This is a genomic window from Labilithrix sp., assembly GCA_019637155.1.
Taxonomy (GTDB): Bacteria; Myxococcota_A; Polyangia; order Polyangiales; family Polyangiaceae; genus Labilithrix.
In genome coordinates, this window is record JAHBWE010000009.1 from 377,799 (window position 1) to 396,166 (window position 18,368).

17 protein-coding genes are annotated in these 18,368 nt (G+C 72.1%); 5 read left to right on the forward strand and 12 right to left on the reverse strand.

The window, feature by feature from the left end; genetic code table 11:
• The first annotated feature begins 1 nt into the window (after window position 1).
• Window positions 2–2,782: a tetratricopeptide repeat protein gene (locus tag KF837_21365; protein ID MBX3229883.1), complete on the forward strand. Its 2,781-nt coding sequence runs from the start codon at window positions 2–4 to the stop codon at window positions 2,780–2,782.
• Window positions 2,783–2,867: 85 nt separating this feature from the next.
• Entirely contained in the window at window positions 2,868–3,848 is a 981-nt protein-coding gene (locus KF837_21370) for a helix-turn-helix transcriptional regulator (GenBank protein MBX3229884.1), read from the forward strand.
• A 107-nt stretch (window positions 3,849–3,955) separates the two neighbouring features.
• Here the strand turns inward: KF837_21370 and KF837_21375 are convergent, their stop codons facing one another.
• From KF837_21375 to KF837_21415, 9 genes are read right to left on the reverse strand one after another with little or no spacing between them, the layout of a single operon-like run.
• On the reverse strand, window positions 3,956–4,738 hold the full coding sequence (locus tag KF837_21375) for a hypothetical protein (protein MBX3229885.1): 783 nt from the start codon (window positions 4,736–4,738) through the stop codon (window positions 3,956–3,958).
• Window positions 4,735–6,759 carry a DUF4339 domain-containing protein gene (locus KF837_21380; protein MBX3229886.1) on the reverse strand — a complete coding sequence of 675 codons (2,025 nt, stop codon included), beginning with the start codon at window positions 6,757–6,759 and terminating at the stop codon, window positions 4,735–4,737. Before KF837_21380 ends, KF837_21375 begins: the two co-directional genes overlap by 4 nt.
• Before the next feature lie 15 nt (window positions 6,760–6,774).
• On the reverse strand, window positions 6,775–7,377 hold the full coding sequence (locus KF837_21385; protein MBX3229887.1) for a ComF family protein: 603 nt from the start codon (window positions 7,375–7,377) through the stop codon (window positions 6,775–6,777).
• Window positions 7,378–7,426: 49 nt separating this feature from the next.
• Window positions 7,427–8,005, reverse strand: a complete 579-nt coding sequence (locus tag KF837_21390; protein MBX3229888.1) for a GNAT family N-acetyltransferase — start codon at window positions 8,003–8,005, stop codon at window positions 7,427–7,429.
• A gap of 20 nt (window positions 8,006–8,025) precedes the next feature.
• A complete protein-coding gene (locus KF837_21395) occupies window positions 8,026–9,471 on the reverse strand; it encodes a serine/threonine protein kinase (GenBank protein MBX3229889.1) in 1,446 nt (481 codons plus the stop codon).
• Entirely contained in the window at window positions 9,468–10,223 is a 756-nt protein-coding gene (locus tag KF837_21400; protein ID MBX3229890.1) for a hypothetical protein, read from the reverse strand. Before KF837_21400 ends, KF837_21395 begins: the two co-directional genes overlap by 4 nt.
• Window positions 10,224–10,246: 23 nt before the next feature.
• Window positions 10,247–12,490, reverse strand: coding sequence for a primosomal protein N' (gene priA, locus KF837_21405; GenBank protein ID MBX3229891.1), 2,244 nt, complete (start codon window positions 12,488–12,490; stop codon window positions 10,247–10,249).
• Window positions 12,490–12,633, reverse strand: a complete 144-nt coding sequence (locus KF837_21410) for a hypothetical protein (protein ID MBX3229892.1) — start codon at window positions 12,631–12,633, stop codon at window positions 12,490–12,492. The genes priA and KF837_21410 overlap by 1 nt, the downstream gene beginning before the upstream one ends.
• The gene (locus KF837_21415; protein MBX3229893.1) at window positions 12,614–13,759 is read right to left on the reverse strand and encodes a serine/threonine protein kinase; all 1,146 of its coding nucleotides are present in this window, start codon (window positions 13,757–13,759) and stop codon (window positions 12,614–12,616) included. The genes KF837_21410 and KF837_21415 overlap by 20 nt, the downstream gene beginning before the upstream one ends.
• Before the next feature lie 173 nt (window positions 13,760–13,932).
• Here KF837_21415 and KF837_21420 point away from each other — a divergent pair, with 173 nt between their 5' ends.
• The 3 genes from KF837_21420 (at window position 13,933) to KF837_21430 (ending at window position 16,470) form a co-directional block, all read left to right on the forward strand.
• On the forward strand, window positions 13,933–14,424 hold the full coding sequence (locus KF837_21420) for a hypothetical protein (protein MBX3229894.1): 492 nt from the start codon (window positions 13,933–13,935) through the stop codon (window positions 14,422–14,424).
• A gap of 138 nt (window positions 14,425–14,562) precedes the next feature.
• Window positions 14,563–14,832 carry a hypothetical protein gene (locus tag KF837_21425; GenBank protein MBX3229895.1) on the forward strand — a complete coding sequence of 90 codons (270 nt, stop codon included), beginning with the start codon at window positions 14,563–14,565 and terminating at the stop codon, window positions 14,830–14,832.
• Window positions 14,833–14,835: 3 nt separating this feature from the next.
• Window positions 14,836–16,470 carry a hypothetical protein gene (locus tag KF837_21430; GenBank protein ID MBX3229896.1) on the forward strand — a complete coding sequence of 545 codons (1,635 nt, stop codon included), beginning with the start codon at window positions 14,836–14,838 and terminating at the stop codon, window positions 16,468–16,470.
• Between the two features lie 9 nt (window positions 16,471–16,479).
• On the opposite strand, the gene KF837_21435 is transcribed toward KF837_21430, so the two are convergent.
• The 3 genes from KF837_21435 to KF837_21445 are packed head-to-tail and all read right to left on the reverse strand — an operon-like array spanning window position 16,480 to window position 18,245.
• Window positions 16,480–16,893 (reverse strand): hypothetical protein, encoded by a 414-nt coding sequence (locus KF837_21435; GenBank protein MBX3229897.1) that lies wholly within the window; start codon window positions 16,891–16,893, stop codon window positions 16,480–16,482.
• Window positions 16,894–16,914: 21 nt separating this feature from the next.
• Window positions 16,915–17,706, reverse strand: coding sequence for a ferritin-like domain-containing protein (locus KF837_21440; GenBank protein ID MBX3229898.1), 792 nt, complete (start codon window positions 17,704–17,706; stop codon window positions 16,915–16,917).
• A gap of 2 nt (window positions 17,707–17,708) precedes the next feature.
• Window positions 17,709–18,245 carry a hypothetical protein gene (locus KF837_21445; GenBank protein ID MBX3229899.1) on the reverse strand — a complete coding sequence of 179 codons (537 nt, stop codon included), beginning with the start codon at window positions 18,243–18,245 and terminating at the stop codon, window positions 17,709–17,711.
• Window positions 18,246–18,368: the final 123 nt, after the last annotated feature.

Consider the following 18,368-nt stretch of genomic DNA (forward strand, 5'->3'; position numbering starts at 1 on the left):
CATGCGCCGCACGGTCCTCGGTCTCGTCGTCTCCGCCGTCGTCCTCGCCGGGAGCACGCTCTCGGCGCAGCCCAAGCCGAGCGGCCCGCTCGCGGAGGGCCTCGCCGCGCTGAACGCGAGCGAATACGCGAAGGCGGAGGCGGAGCTCGCGAAGGTGAAGGGCCAGCCCGAGGCCGCGTTCGGCCTCGCCCGCGCGGCCTTCGAGCAAGGCAAGTTCGACGACGCCGACAAACACGCGACCGCCTCCGGCACCGCGCGCGCGAAGGTCCTCCGCGCGGAGATCCTCCTCGCGCGCGGCAAGCAGAAGGAGGCGGTGGCGCTCCTCGAGACGCTCAAGAACGGCAAGACGGTGGAGGCGCGGCGCGCGAAGCTCCTCCTCGGCGAGACGCTCATCGCGATGGGCAAGCGCGGCGACGCCGACGAGCCGCTCAAGAAGGTGATCGAGGACTACAACGACAACACGATCACGCAGACCGACGCGGAGGGCCTCGCCCAGGTCGGCCGCGCCGCGTTCCTCCTCCGCTCGCCGAAGGACGCGAACACTGCCTTCAAGGAGAGCGAGAAGGCGGACAAGAAGCGCGTCGAGACGCTGCTCTGGGAGGCGGAGCTCTTCCTCGACAAATACGATCCGGGCCACGCCGCGGAGGTGACGAAGGAGGCGCTCGAGATCGCGCCGAAGCGCGCCGACGCGCTCGTGATGATGGCGCGCGTGAAGCTCGATCAGACGATGGACTTCGACGACGCGCACAAGCTCGTCGACGAGGCGCTCGCGGTGAACCCTCGGCACGCCGGCGCCTACGCGGTGAAGGCGGGCCTCTCGCTCCGCGACATGGACATCAAGAGCACCGACGCCGCGATCGCGAAGGGGCTCGCGAGCGATCCCTCCGACCTCGAGCTCCTCAGCCTGAAGGCGGCGTCGCGCTTCCTCGACGACGACAAGAGCGGCTACGAGACCGCGCGGAAGGACGTCTTCGCGCGCAACGGCGAGTTCGCGCGCTTCTACGGCATCGTCGGGGAGTACGCGGAGTGGGAGCACCGCTACGACGACATCATCGTGATGATGAAGGAGGCGACGAAGATCGATCCCGACGACGGCAAGGCGTGGGCGGAGCTCGGGCTCACCCAGATGCGCTCCGGCGACGAGACGGGAGGCCTTCAGGCGATCCAGAAGGCGTGGTCGAAGGACCGCTTCAACGTCCGCGTCTTCAACACGCTGAACATGTACGAAAAGCAGATCCCGACCGAGTACGACCTCGTCGACGACGGCGTCTTCAAGGTCCGCTACCACAAGGAGGAGCGGCCGATCCTCGAGCGCTACGTCCCGCGCATGCTCGGCGAGGCGTGGGCGTCGATGAAGTCGCGCTACGGCTTCGTCCCGAAGGTGCCGGTGCAGGTCGAGATGTACGCGAACCGCGAGCAGTTCAGCGTGCGCACGAGCGGGCTCCCGAACATCGGCATCCAGGGCGTCTGCTTCGGCGGCATGATCGCCGCGATCTCGCCGAAGGCGGAGCCGTTCAACTGGGGCAACGTCGTCTGGCACGAGCTCGGTCACGTCTTCGCGATCCAGCTCTCGAAGAACCACGTCCCGCGCTGGTTCACGGAGGGCCTCTCCGAGTACGAGACGATCGCGCGGCGGCCGGAGTGGGCGCGCGAGCTCGATCCCGAGCTCTACCAGGCGATCACGCAGAACAAGCTCCCCGGCGCGGTCGACATGAACCGCGCCTTCACCCACGCGAACGACGCGAGCGACGTCACGACCGCGTATTACGCCGCGAGCCAGATGCTCATCTGGACGGTCGAGCGCTTCGGGATGAAGGGCGTGGCGAAGGCGCTCGAGCTGTGGGGGCAGGGCAAGAAGACGCCGGACGTCTTGCAGGGCGCGTTCGGCGTGAGCCCGGCCGACTACGACAAGGGCTACCGCGCGTGGCAGCTCGCGCGCCTCTCGCGCTACAAGGACCAGTACATCTTCGCGCGGAGGCCGCAGGACGTCGACGACGCGAAGCGCGCGTTGAAGAACACGCCGAACGACGCATCCGCGCACGTCGACCTCGCGCTCGCCCTCCTCCGCGCGCGCAAGGCCGACGACGCGAAGAAGGAACTCGACGCGGCGCTCGCGATCGATCCGAAGAACGCCGACGCGCACTTCGTCTCCGCGCGGCTCGCGCTCGGCAAGAAGGACGCGGCGACGGCGCAGAAGCACCTCGACACGATGCGGAGCCAGGGCCACGACGGCTACGTCGTGCACATGCTCCTCGCCGACATCGCGGAGTCGAAGGAGGACAAAACGCAGATGCGCTTCCACCTCGAGGCCGCGCACCGCCTCGATCCGTCGCAGTCGGAGCCGCTCAAGGGCCTCTACGACCTCGCGCACGAGGCGAAGAACGCCGGCGACGAGCTCGCGCTCCTCCGCGAGCTCGCGCAGCTCGAGCAGCACGACAAGAAGGTGTGGCGCCTGCTCCTCGAGAAGCTCGTCGCCGCGAAGCAGTGGGACGAGGCGCGCCGCGTCGGCGACAGCGCGGTGTTCGTCGACGTCACCGGCGGCCCCACCCACGTGCTCTACGCGCGCGCGCTCGCGGCGCAGAACGCCCACGGCGCGGCGATCTACGAGCTCGAGACCGCGCTCCTCGCGAAGGCGAAGGACAAGGCGGAGGAGGCGACGACGCACGCGCTCCTCGCCGCGTCGCTCGCCGCGACGGGCAAGAAGCCGGAGGCGATCAAACATCGCGACGAGGCGCTGAAGCTCGATCCGGCGAACGAGGAAGCGAAGGCGCTGAAGCTCTGACGCCGCGGCGCCGCTCCGTACGCTCCCCGCAAGGAAACCTCCCATGGCGGAGGCGCGGCGTCGCGACGTACCTTCACGCCCGCGGATGGCGTCGTCGACGTTCGATCTGGTCCGTGCGCTCGAGGCGGTGTACGCGCTCGATCGGCCCGAAGGTCCGTGGCTGCGGGGCGTGGTCGACGCGCTCCGCCCCGGCCTCGAGGACGGGCTCGGGATGGCGGCGTACATCTACGACGCCTCGGTGCGGCCGCTCGCGATCCGCGAGCCGATCCTCGACTGCCCGCTCGACGGCGCCGGCCTCTCCGCCGTCGTCGGTCGCTCCGACGAGTCGTACGTGCGCGGAGCGTGGCTCGCGAAGGTCGCGGCGACGGCGAGCGAGACGCCGGGCTTCGCGGAGCATCCGGGCGTGCGCGAGATCTTCCATCCCGTCGGCATCCACGACGTCCTCGTCGTCAACGCCCTCGATCCGCTCGGCGTGGGCTGCCTCATCGGCGCGCCGCTGCGCCGGCTCCGCCGCCTCCGCGACGCCGAGCGCGAACGCTGGGAGCGGGTCGGCGCGCACGTGCAGGCCGCGCTGCGCCTGAGGCTCCGGCTCAAGGCGAGCGCGGGGCCGGCGGAGGAGGGCGCCTCGGGCGGCGTCGAGGCCGTCCTCGCGCGCGGCGGGAAGGTCGAGCACCTCGAGCCGCCAGCGGAGCGTGCGGGCGCCGCGCTCCGCGACGCGGTCCTCGCGATGGACCGCGCGCGCCGCTTCCGGCGCAAACCCGATCGCGCCCTCGCTTCGTGGCGCGCGCTCGTCCGCGCGCGCTGGACGCTCGTGCACGACTTCGAAGCCGGCGGCGATCGCTACATCGTCGCGCGCGCGAACGCGGCGAGCGCGACCGGCCCGCAGGTGCTGAGCGCGCGCGAGCGTCAGGTCGTCGGCTGCCTCGCGCTCGGCCACAGCCCGAAGGTCATCGCCTACGAGCTCGGCCTCTCGCACTCGACCGTCCGCGTCCTCCTCGCCCGCGCCACCGCGAAGCTGGGCGCCCGCGACCGCGCCGACCTGATCGAGAAGTTCCGCGCAGGCTGAGGCTTTCTTGTTCGAGAGGGCTCTGCCCTCTCGAGCTCTCCCGCCGGGGCCTCTCGCGCGAAGACGCGCTCGCCGCCCCGGGCCCCCGAGAGGGCAATACCCGAGAACTACGGGTTGAACACTTCGTCGGGCGGCTTCGGCTGTGCGGGGGGCTTTGCCGGGGGCGGATCCGTCTTCGCCGGCGTCGCCGGCTTCGGCTTCGCCGCGGCGTCGGGCTTCTTCGCGGCGGTCGGCTCCGGCTTCTTCTTGTCGTCGTCCTTCTTCGTGGCGGTCTTCTCGTCTTCGGAGCGGCCCGTCCAGGCGGCGGTGAGCTTCGTCGAGAGCTCCTCCGCTTCCTTCGCGCCGCGGCGCGCGTCCGTGATCAGCTTGTCGAGCACGTCGACGCAGGCGCCGAGCTCGCGCTTGATGTCGTCCTTCTTCGCGACCGCCTTCTCGTCAGCGCGCTGCGCGCCCATGTTCTCCTTGTCCGTCGCGGCTTGCTTGCGGAGCTGCTCGCCCTGCTCCTTCAGCTCCTCGAGCCGCTTCAGCTCGGCGGTGAGCTTGCGCGCCCGCTCCGCCTCGCCCGCGCTCGTCTGCTCGACCGGACCCCCGAGCGCGACGCCGCCGCTCTTGCTCTCGCGCGTGGCGGTTAGGATCGTCGCGTTCGAGGCGCCGGGGCGGAGGTTGAGCGCCATGACGATGGGCTTCCGCGACTCCTTCGCCTGATCGGCCCAGCCCGCGGCCGCGACCTGCTCGCGGTGCACGGTGTCGAAGTACGGATCGTACCGCGTGTCGCCCGATTGATAGAGCTGGCCTTGCGACGTCTTCGTCTCGCCGAAGAAGAGCGAGCAGCCTGCGATCGGGAGCGCGAGGGCGGCGGAGAGGAGGAGCGCGAGAGGTGTCTTCATCATGGCTGGCGCGGACAGGTGATCGGCGTGACGTGGACCTCGAAGCTGTTCCTCCCCTTCGCGGAGAGGAACGCGACGACGCCGCGCCCGTCGGCGTTGAGCGCGATCGCCGGCTGGCCGGCGTTGTCGTTCGCGCCGGAGATCGTGAGCGGCGCGCCGGACGGTGAGCCGTCGGCCCCGAAGGTGAGGGCGCGCACTTGATGGCTCGTCGCGGAGCCCTCCGTCCACGCGAGGAGGAAGCGGCCGCCGCCGAGCGACGCGACGCTCGGGGACATCGCGTTGTCGCCCTGGCCGCCGTCGGGCACCGTGAACGGCGTCGCTTCGTCGGCGGCGCCGTGCGGCTTCACGCTCGTCCAGCGGATCGACCATTGTTCGCCGGTGCTCGCGCGATCGGCCCACGCGACGACGACGCGATCGCCCGTCGACGTGAGCGACGGTGAGCCGAGGGTCCCCCTCTCCTGACCGAGCCCCTCGATCTTGGAGAGATCGCCGTCCGGCTCGAGCACCCCTTCGCCGCGCGCGACGCCGACGCGGATGTTGCTCCCGTGCCGGAACGTCAGCGCGACGCCGCGGCGATCGGCGAGCGGGATCGCGCGGAGCGCCTCGGGCGTCGCCTCGCCGTCGAGGGCGAAGAGCCTCGCCGAGCTGTCCTTGCCGCGCGGCGCCCAGACGACCTGACCATCGGCGATGCCGACGTCGACCGGCGGGCTCGTCGCCACGCTCCGGCGCATCGCGAGGCGGTCACCTTTGCGATCGACGTCGGCGAACGCCGCGAGCTTCGTGCCGTTGAGGAACGGCGTGACGCGACGCACGTCGCCGCCCGGCGGCTTCGTGCGGACGGTCGACATCGGCGCGAGCGACGCCGCGTCGAGCATCGTCGCGACCGCGTCGTGGCTCGACGCCGCGAACCCGATCCCGAGCGCGCTGCCGAGCGCCTGTCCCTCGATCGCGGCGCCGCTCACCGCGCGCGGCGCGATCAGCTTCGGATCGCCGGCGACGGTGCAGTCGCCGAGCACGGGCGACGAGGGGGGTGGGGCAGGCGGCGGCGGCGCGCTCACCGTCGTCGTCACGACCGGCGACGACGAGACCTCGGGCGGCGGGGCCGCCGACGCACGAGCGGACGCCGACGCGCTCGGCGTCGTCTTCGCCGAGGCGGAGCCGCCGCTCGCGAGGCCGATGATCGTGCCGAACAGGCCGAGCACGACGAGGAGCGAGAGCACGCCCGCGCCGATGAGGAGCGGTTTGTTCTTCGGCGCCTCGCCCGCGCGGAGCGCCTTGATGTCCGCGACGAGCCGATCGACGACGTTCGGCGGAGGATCGTGGAGGAAGAGCGGTCCGTCGAGCGGGGGGCTCGCTCGGCGCTCCGTCGGCGCGTTGCGGCGCCCGAACGGCAGCCTCGCGCTCGACGGCGGCGCGCCCGGCGGCGCGGCGAGGTGCGAGAGATCGGGCGACGAGCCCGACTCGAGGAGCGAGCCGCTCAGCTCCTCGATCCCGGAGTGCGGCGCAGGGAAGGCCGGCGCCGGCATTCCGATCGTCGTCGGGATGCTCTGCACCGGCGGCGCCGGCGCGGGCATCGGAGCCATCGGCGCCGGCGCGGCCGCGAACGCGGGCGAGCCGCCGATCTGCGTCGGGATGTTCTGCGACGACGGCGGATGGATCGACGGCATCTTCGCCGGCACCGGCACGTAGCGCGGCGGCGGCGGGGGCTCCGGCTCGGGCGACGCGGGCGCGACGCTCGCCGGCACCGGCGCCATCGACTCGGAGCGCTTCTCGTAGTCCTGCTGCACCGCGACCATCGCGAGCGGCGGCGGCGGGATGTTGAGGACGACGCCGTGCGCGCCGCCGAGCGACGCCGACGTGAGCTCCGGCACCTCGTGCGCCGACTGCCAGCTCGCCCACCCCGGCTTCCAGACCGGCGTGTTCGGCGCGATGTGCCCGCCCGCGAGCGCGGCGCGGAGCTCGTCCAGCCGCACTCGGCGCTGCTGACCATCGGGGTCCGCCCACCGCCAGACGTCGTTGCTCATAGCGCCCGTCTCGGATCATAACGCGAGTCCATCACGGCATGCGAGAACGAGGGAGAACACGCGCCGCGCGCCCACTTCATGAAGTGACCGCGCGCACGCGGTCAACGTCGACCCGGTGGTACGTACGTCGTCCACGAGGAGAACCGCGCGGTCGCGCACGTCTTTCGGCGATCGCGCGCGGAACGCGCCGGCGAGGTTGGTGAGGCGCGCCGCCCGATCGAGCGACGACTGCATCGGTGTATCACGCACACGTTCGAGCGACCGCGCCGCGAGAGGCCGTCCGATCGCGCCCGCGATCGGTCGAGCGAGGAGCGCGGCCTGGTTGTACCCGCGCTCGAGCAACCGCTGCCGGTGGATCGGCACCGGCACCACCACGTCGACGGGGAGCGCGCGCGCGAGCGGGATCATCACGCGCGCGAGCCGCGGGGCGAGATCGGCGCGGCCTTGGAACTTCATCCGCACGATCGCCTCCGCCACCGCGCCGCCGTACGCGAGCGGGCCGTCACGCGACGTGGCGGGCAGGGCGGAGACCGCGCAGGCCGGGCAGAAGAGGACCGCCGCCCCGACCGGCGCGTCGCACGCCGCGCATCCGCTCGGCGCGACCACCTCTGCCAACATGCCGACGAGCGCGCGGAGCGAGAGCACCGCCCGCGCATCGACCGGCTGCTCAGACGGTTGCGTGCTCTTCGACCGTGCGCGCGAACAAGAGGTGGTCCTCCCAGCGGCCCGCGATCTGCAAGTAACGCTCGGCGTACCCCTCCCGCCGGAAGCCGAGCTTCTCGATGACGCGGAGGCTCGCCGCGTTGCGCGGCATGATCGCCGCTTGCACGCGGTGGAGCGCCGCGGCGCCGAAGGCGAAGTCGAGCACGGCGCGGATCCCCTCGGTGCAGAGGCCGCCGCCCTGGTTGTCGACGTCCATCCAGTAGCCGAGGTACGCGCCGTGCATCGCCCCGCGCATGACGCCGCTCAGCGCGATCTTGCCGACGAAGCGCGACGGATCCTCGCGCCGCGCGAGCATGAACGCGAACGAGCGTCCCGTCTTCCACTCGCGCCGCTGGCGGAGCACCGTGTTCGAGACCTCCGTGATCGAGGTGGGGTCCTCGCCCGGTCGCGGCGCGGGGTTCCACGGCTTCAAGTGCGCCTGGTTGTAGCGGAGCACGCGCCGGAGCTCGCCGACGTCGCCGGTGCGCGGCGGCCGCAAGATCAGCCGCTCGGTGAGGAGCCGGATCGAGAGCGGCGGGATCACGGCGCCAGCCTACCATCCGGTCAGCGGCCCCAGTGTTTTCCCTTCGGCGGCGGGCGCGCGTGGTCGCGCATGCGGGCGCGCTTCCGCTCTTCTTCCTCCCAGCGCCGCGTCTCGGTCGCGATCTTCTCCTCGAGCCACTCGTCCGCGTCTTCGCCGTGCGACTCGGCCTCGTCGATCGCGATGCGCTGGGCCTGCTCCTCGGTCACCGCCCGCGCGCGATCGAGGTCGGTGCGGATGCGGAGGCGCGGCGGAGGCGCGGTGCGGCCCGAGACGCGCGCGGAGGTGCGGCCGATCGCGGCGCCGGCGCGCTTCGCCGACGCGATCGCGCGACGGGCGGCGGCGCGGAGCGGCTCGCCGAAGAGGAGCGAGAGCACGGTGAGGACGAGCGGCACGAGGACGCCGACGAACATCCACACCGCCGTGAGCGCCACGAACAGGCCGAGGCGCGCGACGATGCGCGGGAACAGCGGGAGCGGCTCTCGCGGCGGACCAGGTCGCTCCGACGCGGCGCTCTTCTTCGCGAGCCGCTCGAGCTTCGCCTCGCGCCGGCGCCGCTCGCGGTTCTTCCGGCTCGGCCGCGCGCGCTTCTTCTTCCGCGGCTTCTCTTCGTCGAAGAGCGCGAGCGCCTCCGCGACCGAGCTCGCGCGGCGATCGGGATCGGGCTCGAGCATCGCCTCGAGCGCGGCGACGAGGCCGGCCGGCGTATGGGGCGGCACCGACTTCGCGACGACGATCGCGAGGCCCTCGTGCGGCAGCTCCTCCGGCTCGCAGCCGGTCAGCATCGAGAGCGCGGTCGCGCCGAGGCCGTAGACGTCCGACTTCGGCGACGCGCGGCCCTGGAACTGCTCCGGCGCCATGTACCCGAACGTCCCCACCACCGTGCTCCCGCCCTCCGGCTTGAGCCGATCGCGCACCGCGCCGAAATCGACGATCGCGAACGAGCCGTCCGATCGGCGGATGACGTTCCCCGGCTTGATGTCGCGATGGACGATCGCGGGGGCGCGCGCGTGGAGGTAGCCGAGCGCGTCCGCGGCGTCCTCGAGCAAGCGGCGGACGTCGCCGGGGCCGAGCGTGCGCCCGGCCTTGCGGAGCGAGGCGAGGCTCTCGCCCTCGATCTTCTCCATCACGAGGTAGAGCGTGCCGTCCTCTTCGAAGTGCTCGACGTAGTGCGGGAGCTTCTCGTGATCGAGCGACGCGAGCGTGCGCGCCTCGCGCTCGGCGAGCTCGACGTCCTTCCAGGCCTTGGCCTTGCCGAGGCGGAAGGCCTTGATCGCGACGACGCGCTCGCCGGCGCTCGGCTTCGCCGGCTTCTCGCCCGCCCTCTCGACGTAGCGCCTCCACTGATCGGTGAGCGTACCGGTGCGGCCTCGCGCGGCGCCGCGGTCGATCGCCTCCCACGTCTCGCCTTGCGAGCCTTCGCCGAGGCGGCGCACGAGCGTGTAGCGGCCGTCGCGGAGATCGGTCATGGCGCGTCGATCGGTGCGAGGTCGAACGTCGCGAGCACGGCCTTCGCCGCGTCGCCGAGGAGATCGCGCTGGAGCCGTGTCTCGTCGCCGAAGAACGCGCGCGCGAGGTCGCGATCGAGCCGATCGGCGGCGACGAGCGCGATCGCGCGCTCCGCGTCGTCGATGCCCTCCGCGTAGAGGACGCGATCGGCGCCGAGCCGGCGCGTGAAGTACTGCATCCCGAGCGAGCGCACGCGCGCCTGGTGATCGCCCGTCACCGCGACGCGGAGGAGGCGCCGCTCGTCTCGCGACAGGAGCGCGCAGACCTCCTCCGTGCGCGCGTGCAGCGCGGCGAGCTGCAGCTTCGTCGCGAGCGCGATCGCGCGCTCGAGCGGCGCGCCGAGGGCGGCGGCGAAGTCCGGGCTCGGCGCGTCGATCGCCGCGATCGTCGCGTCGAGGAGCGGGCGGAGCGCGCCGAGGTCGGGCGAGAGGTCCGCTCCGGCCGCGACCGCCGCCTCGCGGAGCGAGGCGATGCGATCGGGCTCGGGCCGGCGGCGGAGGAGCCAGAGCGCGACCGGGACGTGGGCGATGCCCTTCGCGAGGTGGAACGCGCGCGGCGTGAACGGGAAGCGCGTCCGCTCCTCGTCGCGGGCGAGGACGAGGTCGTCGGCGAGCGCGACGAGGATCGGACCGCGGCCCTCCGCGTCGTCGCGACGCGCGTCGAACGCGGCGTGGAACGCGTCGTTTCCGGCGTCGATCGCGCGCTCGTCCATCGCGTCGAGCTTATCGCGTCGCCCTACAGCGCGCCGACCGGATCGACGTCGATGCCCGCGCGCACGCTGCGCGGCAGCGTCTGGATCGCGGCGTGGACCGCGAGCGCGCCCTTGCGGAGGTGCTCGCGCGACGCGCTCCGCAACGTGACGCGGAAGCGGAAGCGGTTCTTGACCTTCGCGATCGGCGCGACCGCCGGCCCGAGCACCATGACCTCGTTCTCCGCGACCACGCTGCGCGCCGCGCGCGCGAGGACGGCGCCCGCGCGCTGCGCCTCGGCTTCGTCGAGGGAGTCGATGCGGACGAGGACCATGCGCGAGAACGGCGGGTAGTCGAGCTCGCGCCGGTTCTTCAGCTCCTCCTCGAAGAACCTGCCGACGTCGTGCTGCACGGCGTGGCGGATGGCGTGGTGCTCCGGATCGTAGGTCTGGATCAGCACGCGGCCCGGCGAGTCGCCGCGGCCGGCGCGGCCCGCGACCTGGACGAAGAGCTGGAACGAGCGCTCCGGCGCGCGAAAATCGGGGATCGAGAGGGCGGCGTCGGCGTTGATGACGCCGACGAGCGTGACGTGGGGGAGGTCGTGGCCCTTCGTCACCATCTGCGTGCCGACGAGGATGTCGACCTCGCGGCTCCGCACGCGCGCGAGGATCTTCTCGACGTCCTTGCCGCTCGCGACGTCGCGGTCGAGCCGCGCGACGCGCGCCTCCGGGAACGCCTGCGCGAGCGTCTCCTCGAGCTTCTCCGTGCCGAGGCCCTCGAGCGCGATCCGATCGGAGCCGCACTTCTTGCAGCGCTCCGGCATCGTCGCGGCGTGGTCGCACCAGTGACAGCGCATCCCGCCGCGGCGGTGGAAGGTGAGGGCGACGGTGCAGTGCGGGCACGACGCGAGCTCGCCGCAGGACTCGCAGCGCACGCTCGGCGCGAAGCCGCGGCGGTTCAAGAAGAGGATCGTCTGCTCCTTCGCCGCGAGCGTCTGCTCGATCGCGCGGTGGAGGACGATCGAGATGCGACGATCGCCGGTCGGGCCCGCGCCGATGCGGCGCAGGTCGACGACCTCGACGCTCGGCATCTCTTGCGCGCGGGCGCGATCGGGGAGGACGATCTTCTTCGCCTTCCCCGTCCGCGCGAGGTGCTCCGTCTCGAGCGACGGCGTCGCGCTGCCGAGGACGCACGCCGCGTTCGCCTGATGCGCGCGCAGGATCGCCATGTCGCGCGCGTTGTAGCGGACGCCCTCCTCTTGCTTGAACGACGGATCGTGCTCCTCGTCGACGATGACGAGCCCGAGGTCGGCGACCGGCGCGAAGAGCGCGCTCCGGGCGCCGATCGCGACGTCGACGTCGCCGCGGCGGAGGCGGTTCCACATGTCGAAGCGCTCGCGCTGCGTGAGCGCGGAGTGCAGCACCGCGACGTCGTCGCCGAAGCGGGCGCGGAACCGCCCGACGAGCTGCGGCGTGAGCGCGATCTCGGGGACGAGCATGATCGAGCAGCGCCGCTGCTCCTTCGCGCGCGCGATCGCGTGGAGGTAGACCTCGGTCTTGCCCGAGCCGGTGACCCCGTGGAGGAGGAAGGTGACCGGCGCGCGGGCGTCGATCGCGCCGTTGATCGCGTCGACCGCCTCGCGTTGCGGTCCGGTCAGCACCGGCGCGCTGTCGCGCTCGAGCGAGTCGCTGAAGAACGGATCGCGGAGCGGCTCTCGCTCCTCGATCCGGACGACCCCGGCCGCGACGAGCTTCTCGAGCGCCTTCTTCGCGCCGATGCGCGAGACCGGGAGCGCGCCGTGCGCCCGGATCTGGGCGAGGAGGAGCGCCCGGTGCTCCGGGCGCGTTCGGTCCGGCGCGGGCTCTTCGTTCAGCTCGCGCTCCGTCGCGTCGGTCGCGACCGCCCACGGGACCTTGCGCGTCGAGACGCCCTTCGCGGTCGAGAAGAGCGTGGGCTCCTCGATCGCGGCGCTCGCCTCCTTGTCCATCGGCGGCAGCGCGAGCCGCACGACCTCGCCGATCGGCGCGAGGTAGTAGTGGGAGAGCCGCACGAGGAACCGCACGAGGTCGTCGGGGAGGGAGACGCTGTCGAGCACGTCGAGGAGCGGCTTGCATTTCTCGGGCGGCTCGCCGCTCCGGCGCTCGACGACGACGCCGACGACGCGGCGGCCGCCGAGCGTGCAGAGTACACGCGTTCCGACGACGACCCGCGAGGCGAGCTTCTCCGGCACGAGGTAGGTCAGAGCCCGCGGCAGCGGCGCCGGTACGGCGACATCGGCGAGCTCGCGCATCAGCGAGTCAGATACCACCAGGCCGCGACCGCCGCCGCGATGGAGAAGAAGAAGAAGAACGTGACGACGCCCCGCTTGCGCGCCCAAGCGAGCAGCTCCGCGTCGCTGAGCTCTTTCTTTTCGTCACCTTCGGGCGGCGACATCGGCGGGCGGGAGGAACGGCGAGCTCTCTTCGTCGAGGACGAGCTCGAGCGGGACCTTGGGCGCGGCCGGGATCGACACGCGCGCGGTCGACGTCCCTGCTTTCACGACGCCCGAGCGGAGCGCGGGAGGCGTGGTGCTGGGCGGGAGGCGGCGCTCGCTCGCGCGGCGCTGCTCGACGATTTGCGTGCCCAGCGTCTGCGCGATCCAATCGCCGAGGTGGAGGCGGCGCGCGAGGAGGCCGGTGCGGACGAGGTACTCCTCGAGCTCGAGCTGGAAGATCGCGGCCGACGAGTACCGCTCCGCGCGATCGACCTTCAGCGCGCGGCTCACGATGCGGGAGAGGAGATCGTGCTGGGGGAAGCCACGCTCCGGCAGCGGCGGGATCTCCGCCATGCGCGCCTGCTCGATCAGCGGGATCGGTCCGCGCGGGCGATAGAGGCGCTGGCCGGCGAGGAGCTCCCAGAGGACGACGCCGGCGGCGAACACGTCGGAGCGCGCGTCGACGACGTGGCCGCGCGCGTGCTCCGGGCTCATGTAGCCGGCCTTGCCCTTCAGCGCGTCGGCCGCGTCCTCCGCGACGAGGTCGTTGGCGTGCGCGATGCCGAAGTCGCAGAGCTTCACGTCGCCGTCGAACGATACGAGGACGTTCGAGGGGGAGACGTCGCGATGGACGATGCCGAGCGGGACGCCGGCGTCGGTCGTGCGGCGATGGGCGTAGTCGAGGCCCGCGAGCACGTCGCACGCGATGCCGACGGCGTGCTCCGGCGGGAGCCCTTCGCCGCGCTCGCTGCAATGGCGGAGGAGCGCGGTGAGGTCGACGCCCTCCACGTACTCCATCGCGATGAAGAGGCGGCCGTCCGCGCGACCGAGGTCGATGACCTGCGCGATGTGGCGGTGGCCGAGGCGCGCGGCGAGCTTCGCCTCGTGGATGAGCATCTCGGCGAAGCGCTTGTCGCTCGCGAACGCGGGGAGGATGACCTTCACGACGACGAGCCGCGTCGCGCCGAGCTCCGTCTCCTGTCGCGCGAGGAACAGCTCGGCCATTCCACCGCGGCCGATCTTCTCGAAGAGCGTGTAGCTCCCGAGCTTCGGCATCTCATCGGGCACGAGGGCGAGGCAGGTCATCGCGAAGCGGAGAGGTTCGACTAGCAGCTTTTCCAAGGAGCGCGAGGAACGGCCAACTTCCTTGTTGCTTCGACCCCACACCCTATGGAGTCGAAGCAGCATTCGGAGGGGCAGAGCTGAGTAATTCTGAGTACTTGTGCGCTGGCCCAAGCGCTGCATTAGCCCGAATCATCATGAACCTCCTCTCGAACCGCTTCGCCGCTTTCCTCCCCGCCCTCGGCCTCCTCGCCGCCCTCCAGGCCTGCGCGCCGCAGGACGAGGACGACGGCGAGGAGCAGGGCACGACCGAGAGCGAGCTCTCGCGCGGCCGCCCGGGCGCATCTTCGAGCGGCTCGGTCGGCAGCACGTCGTCGACGAGCAGCGGCGGAACGAGCGGCAGCACGTCGTCGACGTCGGGTTGGTCGTCGACGAGCAGCGGTGGGACGAGCGGCGGCTCGTCGGGTTGGTCGTCGACGAGCAGCGGTGGGACGAGCGGCGGGTCGTCGGGGTGGTCGTCGACGAGCAGTGGTGGGTCGAGCGGCGGCGGGTCGTCGGGGTGGTCGTCGACGAGCAGTGGTGGGTCGAGCAGCGGCGGGTCGTCGGGGTGGTCGTCGAGCAGCGGCGGGACGAGCGGTGGCTCTTCGAGCGGGTCGTGGGGCTCGACCTCGTCGTCCTCCGGTTATTGATCATGTGCCACTGGCGCTTCGCCGCCATGGCATTCCGGTCAGACCAGGAGCGCCGGCGATCCAGCCGAAACGTACGTAGATCCCGCTGCTCGTCGGGTCGAACCCGCTGGCACGCGTAGTGAAGAACGGACCTTCATCATGACCTCCTGGCTCCGCTCGGGTCGCTACCTCCTCGTCGTCCTCGCCCTCCTCGGTCTCTCGCTCGCTCTCGCCGTCGGCTGCGCGCAGATCGCCACGGACGATCCGGGCGAGAGCGCGAGCGAGGTGAACCGCGGCCGCCCCGATCTGGATGACGAAGAATACGACGGATATGGCGGTTATGGCGGATACGGCGGCGGCTGGTACGGCGGATACGGTGGTGGCGGCGGCGGCGGATACGGCGGCGGCTGGTACGGAGCGAACGAGTAGATCGTGCGACGAGGGCCAAGAGCCCCGAGCCTCTTCACCGTCGTCGCGGCCGCGACCGCCGCGCCGCTCCTCTTCGTCCGCTATTTGCCGTTCACGGATCTCCCCGAGCACGTCGCGGCGATCGCGACGATGGCGCGGCTCCTCCCCGGCGGCGGCGGCGCGCCCGAGTACACCGTCGCGTTCGGCTCGAGCCAGTACCTCCTCTATCACTTCGCCGGCGCCTTGCTCGCGCGCCTGCTCGGCGACGCCGTCCTCGCGAACCGCGTCCTGCTCGCCGCGATCGCGATCGCATGGCCGTTCGCGCTGCGCGCGCTCCTCCGCGCGGTAGGCCGCGACGAGCGCGTCGCGATCCTCGCCCCCGCGACCTTCTGGAACCGCGCCCTCGTCATCGGCTTCCTCCCCTTCGTCGCATCCGTACCCCTCGCCCTCTTCGCGCTCGCCACCTTCGTACGCACCCTCGACGCCCCGACCCGTCGCCCCCAGCTCCCCGCTCCGACGCAGCCCGGTCGTGCCCACACCGGCGGCCCTGCGCAGCGCGGTCAGGCCGACGCCGGCGGCCCTGCGCAGCGGCGCCGTCAGGTCCTCGCTGGCGTCCTCGCGATTTGTGTATTTTACACGCATGTCAGCTCCTTCGTCGTCTTTGCCGCGACCGCGCTCGTCCTCGCGCTCTTGCGGCGTCGCGTCTTTGCGCTCGTTCCACTCGTCCCGAGTGTGCTCGCGGCGTTCGTGTGGGGGCTGGGCGGCAGCCTCGGCGCGCGCGTGGAGGCGGGACGACTGCCCGGGCACGGCGCGCTCGACGCGGTACCGCTCTGGGCCTTCGACGTGTGGCGCTCGCACCTCGACGAGGTCTGGGCCGCGCTCTGGTGGATCACGTTCGGCCTCTTCGCGATCGCGGGCTTGAAGCGGCGGCCCGACCTGCGCGGGACGGCCCTCGCGCTCGCGCCGCTGTTCTGCGCGCTCGCGGTCTACCTGCTGACGCCGTTCCACGTCGGGCCCGCGGGCTACCTCGACGTGCGGCTCGCGCCGATGCTCGCGCTCCTCCTCCTCCCCGCGCTCGCGCTCGACGAGCGTGCGCCGCGCTGGCAGACGCAGGGCCCGATCGCGCTCGCCGCCGTCGCCGCGCTCGGCACCGCCGTCACCGCGCTCCACGAGATGCGCCGCGTCGAGCACGAGGTGCTCGGCGACTTCGACGCGCTCCTCACGAAGATGCGTCCGCGGACGCGGCTCGCGATGCTGAACTTCGAGCAGCGCTCACCGCGGATGTACTTCTGGCCCTACGTCTTCGCCGGCAGCTACCACCGGCTCGCGCCCGGCACGATCGCGTCCTACTCGTTCACCGAGATCGAGCACTGGTCGCTCGCGTACGCGCCCGGCGTCGAGACGCCGCCGAAGCACCGAGGCTTCTGGCACTACTGGCCGTGTCAGTTCGAGCTTCGCCGCGACGGCAGCTACTACGACTACGTGCTCGTCCAGGGCCGCCGTGATCCGTTCCACGAAGGAGCGCCCGGCCCCGCGTTTCGTGAGGTCGGGCGGAGCGGCGCGTTCATCCTGTTCGAGAAGCTCGCGCCGGAAGACCAGAGCCCCGGCGTCCCCGACGCGTCGATCTGCGCGCGCATCGGTCCGCCGCCGCCGCCCTGAAGCGTCGAATCAGAACGGAGGCTTGAACCCGCCGTCGAAGCCCTGGAAGAGGCCGCCGGAGTCGAAGCCCTTGAACGCGCTCGCGTCGAAGGCCGGAAACAGCGGCGGCGGCGTCGGCGCGGCCCCACCGTCCGTGGTCCCGCCGTCGGTCTTCGGCGCGGCGCCGCCGTCGGCCGGCTTCACCGCGGGCTGTCCGTTCGGCGCGACCGGTGCAGTCGTGGTCGCTCCGAGCGGAGCCGCCGGCGGCGTGTCGGTGGGCGTGGCCGCCGGATCGGCGACGGCGGCCGTCGTCGCGGCGGGGGTCGACTCGACGACGGCGCCGTCGTCACCGGCGTCCACACCTTTCTCTTTGAAGAGATCGCACCCGAGGACGGGCGTAAGCGAAGCAAGCGTGACGAGGAGAGCGGGGAGGTAACGGCGCATGGGGAGTGCGCCGAGAGTAAGTCAGTTCGAGCGCTCGGCCCAAGCCTCGGAGGCAGCTGCGGCGACGACGCGGGACCACGCGCGCGACGCGGGGATCCCGTGCGCCTCGAGGCCCGGCACGATCACGCTCTCGACCGTGTCGAAGAAGAGCTTCCGCGCGTCCGAGCCGCTGCAGAGGCCGAGCACGACGCCGTCGGCCGGTGGCCGCGACGACGCGGGGAGGTGCGCGAGCTCGTGCTCGACGAGGTGGTCGAACGCGACCTCGAGGTAGTCGCCGAGGCGATCCTTGAGCGCGGGATCGAGCGCCGGCGCGAGGCGGCCGAGCGTGCGCCATCCGAACCGCGAGTGACCGACCTCGTCGGAGAAGATCTTCGTGAGGAGCTCGCGGAGCTCGCCCTCCGGCATCTCGATCCGCTCCGCGCCGATGAGCGAGACCGCGACCGTCTCGGAGAGGCAGCAGATGCTGAGCATGTTGCGGAGCGCGGCCTCGAGCGGCGTCGCGTCGTCGTGCTCGGGGTATTCGTCGCCGTCGGGGACCGCGGCGAGCGCCTCGCCGCCGAGCGCCTCGACCACCGCGCCGCAGAGGACGCCGTGCCGGCGCTCCTCCGCCGCGAAGCCCTTCACCTCGTCGACCACGTCGTGCACGCCCGCGGCCGCGAACTGACGCGCGAGGCCGTCGAAGACGCGCGCGGACGAGAACTCGTTGATCATGCGGCCGCGCCAGGTGCCGATCGCGGCCTCCTTGAGGTGGGGCATCTCGCGAAGGACCGGCTTGTGCGCCTGCGCCTCTGCGCGGAGATCGAGGAGGGCCATGACTAAGCCACCGCCGCGGCGAGGAACATGGCCATGTCGCGGCGCGCCGGCGAGCGGCGGGCCTTGCGGTTCATCGACGGCGGGACCGGCGGCCCCCACGGCGTGCACGCGAAGCCGATGCCCGGCGTGTGCGCGACGGTCGACGGCCACGTCGTGTCGGGGTCTTCCTGCTCCGCCACGTCGAACGCGGAGCAGCAGTCCCAGCGGAACGCGGTCATGCCGTCGCTCGCGAGGAGCTCCTGGCGGCAGCACGCGACGACCTCCGCCGACTCGGCGTGCGGCGCGAACGTGAAGCCGTCCGGGCTCGGGAAGGCGGCGTGGAGGACCGCGCCGCACGCGGGAGCGGGCTCCGGCTTCGCGGGCTCGCCTTCGTCGCAGTCGGCCTTCTTCGTGTCGCCGGTGATCACCGCCGAGTCGCTCGACGCGGTCGTCTCTTCGGTCTCGCTCGAGCAGCCGGCGGTGAAGGTGGCGATCGACGCCATGCCGAGCACGAGCTTGGCGGCGGAGCGGAGGGCGGCGGCGTGGACTTCGGGGCTCATCGGTTTCGTGTTCCTTCCTTGGACAGGCCTCGGTGTAGCTCGTCCCGGCGTAGAGACCATTCGTATGATCCAAAGCGCGGCGTAACGTGCAGCGATACAATCGGGAACGGCGTAGGATGACCC

Excerpts from the sequence above, each read along its gene's own strand:
- KF837_21400 (MBX3229890.1), bottom strand. The coding sequence starts at position 10,223 with ATGGACGAGCGCGCGATCGACGCCGGAAACGACGCGTTCCACGCCGCG.
- KF837_21415 (MBX3229893.1), bottom strand. The coding sequence starts at position 13,759 with ATGACCTGCCTCGCCCTCGTGCCCGATGAGATGCCGAAGCTCGGGAGC.
- KF837_21365 (MBX3229883.1), top strand. The coding sequence starts at position 2 with ATGCGCCGCACGGTCCTCGGTCTCGTCGTCTCCGCCGTCGTCCTCGCC.
- KF837_21425 (MBX3229895.1), top strand. The coding sequence starts at position 14,563 with ATGACCTCCTGGCTCCGCTCGGGTCGCTACCTCCTCGTCGTCCTCGCC.
- KF837_21370 (MBX3229884.1), top strand. The coding sequence starts at position 2,868 with ATGGCGTCGTCGACGTTCGATCTGGTCCGTGCGCTCGAGGCGGTGTAC.
- KF837_21395 (MBX3229889.1), bottom strand. The coding sequence starts at position 9,471 with ATGACCGATCTCCGCGACGGCCGCTACACGCTCGTGCGCCGCCTCGGC.
- KF837_21435 (MBX3229897.1), bottom strand. The coding sequence starts at position 16,893 with ATGCGCCGTTACCTCCCCGCTCTCCTCGTCACGCTTGCTTCGCTTACG.
- KF837_21380 (MBX3229886.1), bottom strand. The coding sequence starts at position 6,759 with ATGAGCAACGACGTCTGGCGGTGGGCGGACCCCGATGGTCAGCAGCGC.
- KF837_21420 (MBX3229894.1), top strand. The coding sequence starts at position 13,933 with ATGAACCTCCTCTCGAACCGCTTCGCCGCTTTCCTCCCCGCCCTCGGC.
- KF837_21410 (MBX3229892.1), bottom strand. The coding sequence starts at position 12,633 with ATGTCGCCGCCCGAAGGTGACGAAAAGAAAGAGCTCAGCGACGCGGAG.
- priA (MBX3229891.1), bottom strand. The coding sequence starts at position 12,490 with ATGCGCGAGCTCGCCGATGTCGCCGTACCGGCGCCGCTGCCGCGGGCT.
- KF837_21445 (MBX3229899.1), bottom strand. The coding sequence starts at position 18,245 with ATGAGCCCCGAAGTCCACGCCGCCGCCCTCCGCTCCGCCGCCAAGCTC.
- KF837_21385 (MBX3229887.1), bottom strand. The coding sequence starts at position 7,377 with ATGTTGGCAGAGGTGGTCGCGCCGAGCGGATGCGCGGCGTGCGACGCG.
- KF837_21375 (MBX3229885.1), bottom strand. The coding sequence starts at position 4,738 with ATGATGAAGACACCTCTCGCGCTCCTCCTCTCCGCCGCCCTCGCGCTC.
- KF837_21440 (MBX3229898.1), bottom strand. The coding sequence starts at position 17,706 with ATGGCCCTCCTCGATCTCCGCGCAGAGGCGCAGGCGCACAAGCCGGTC.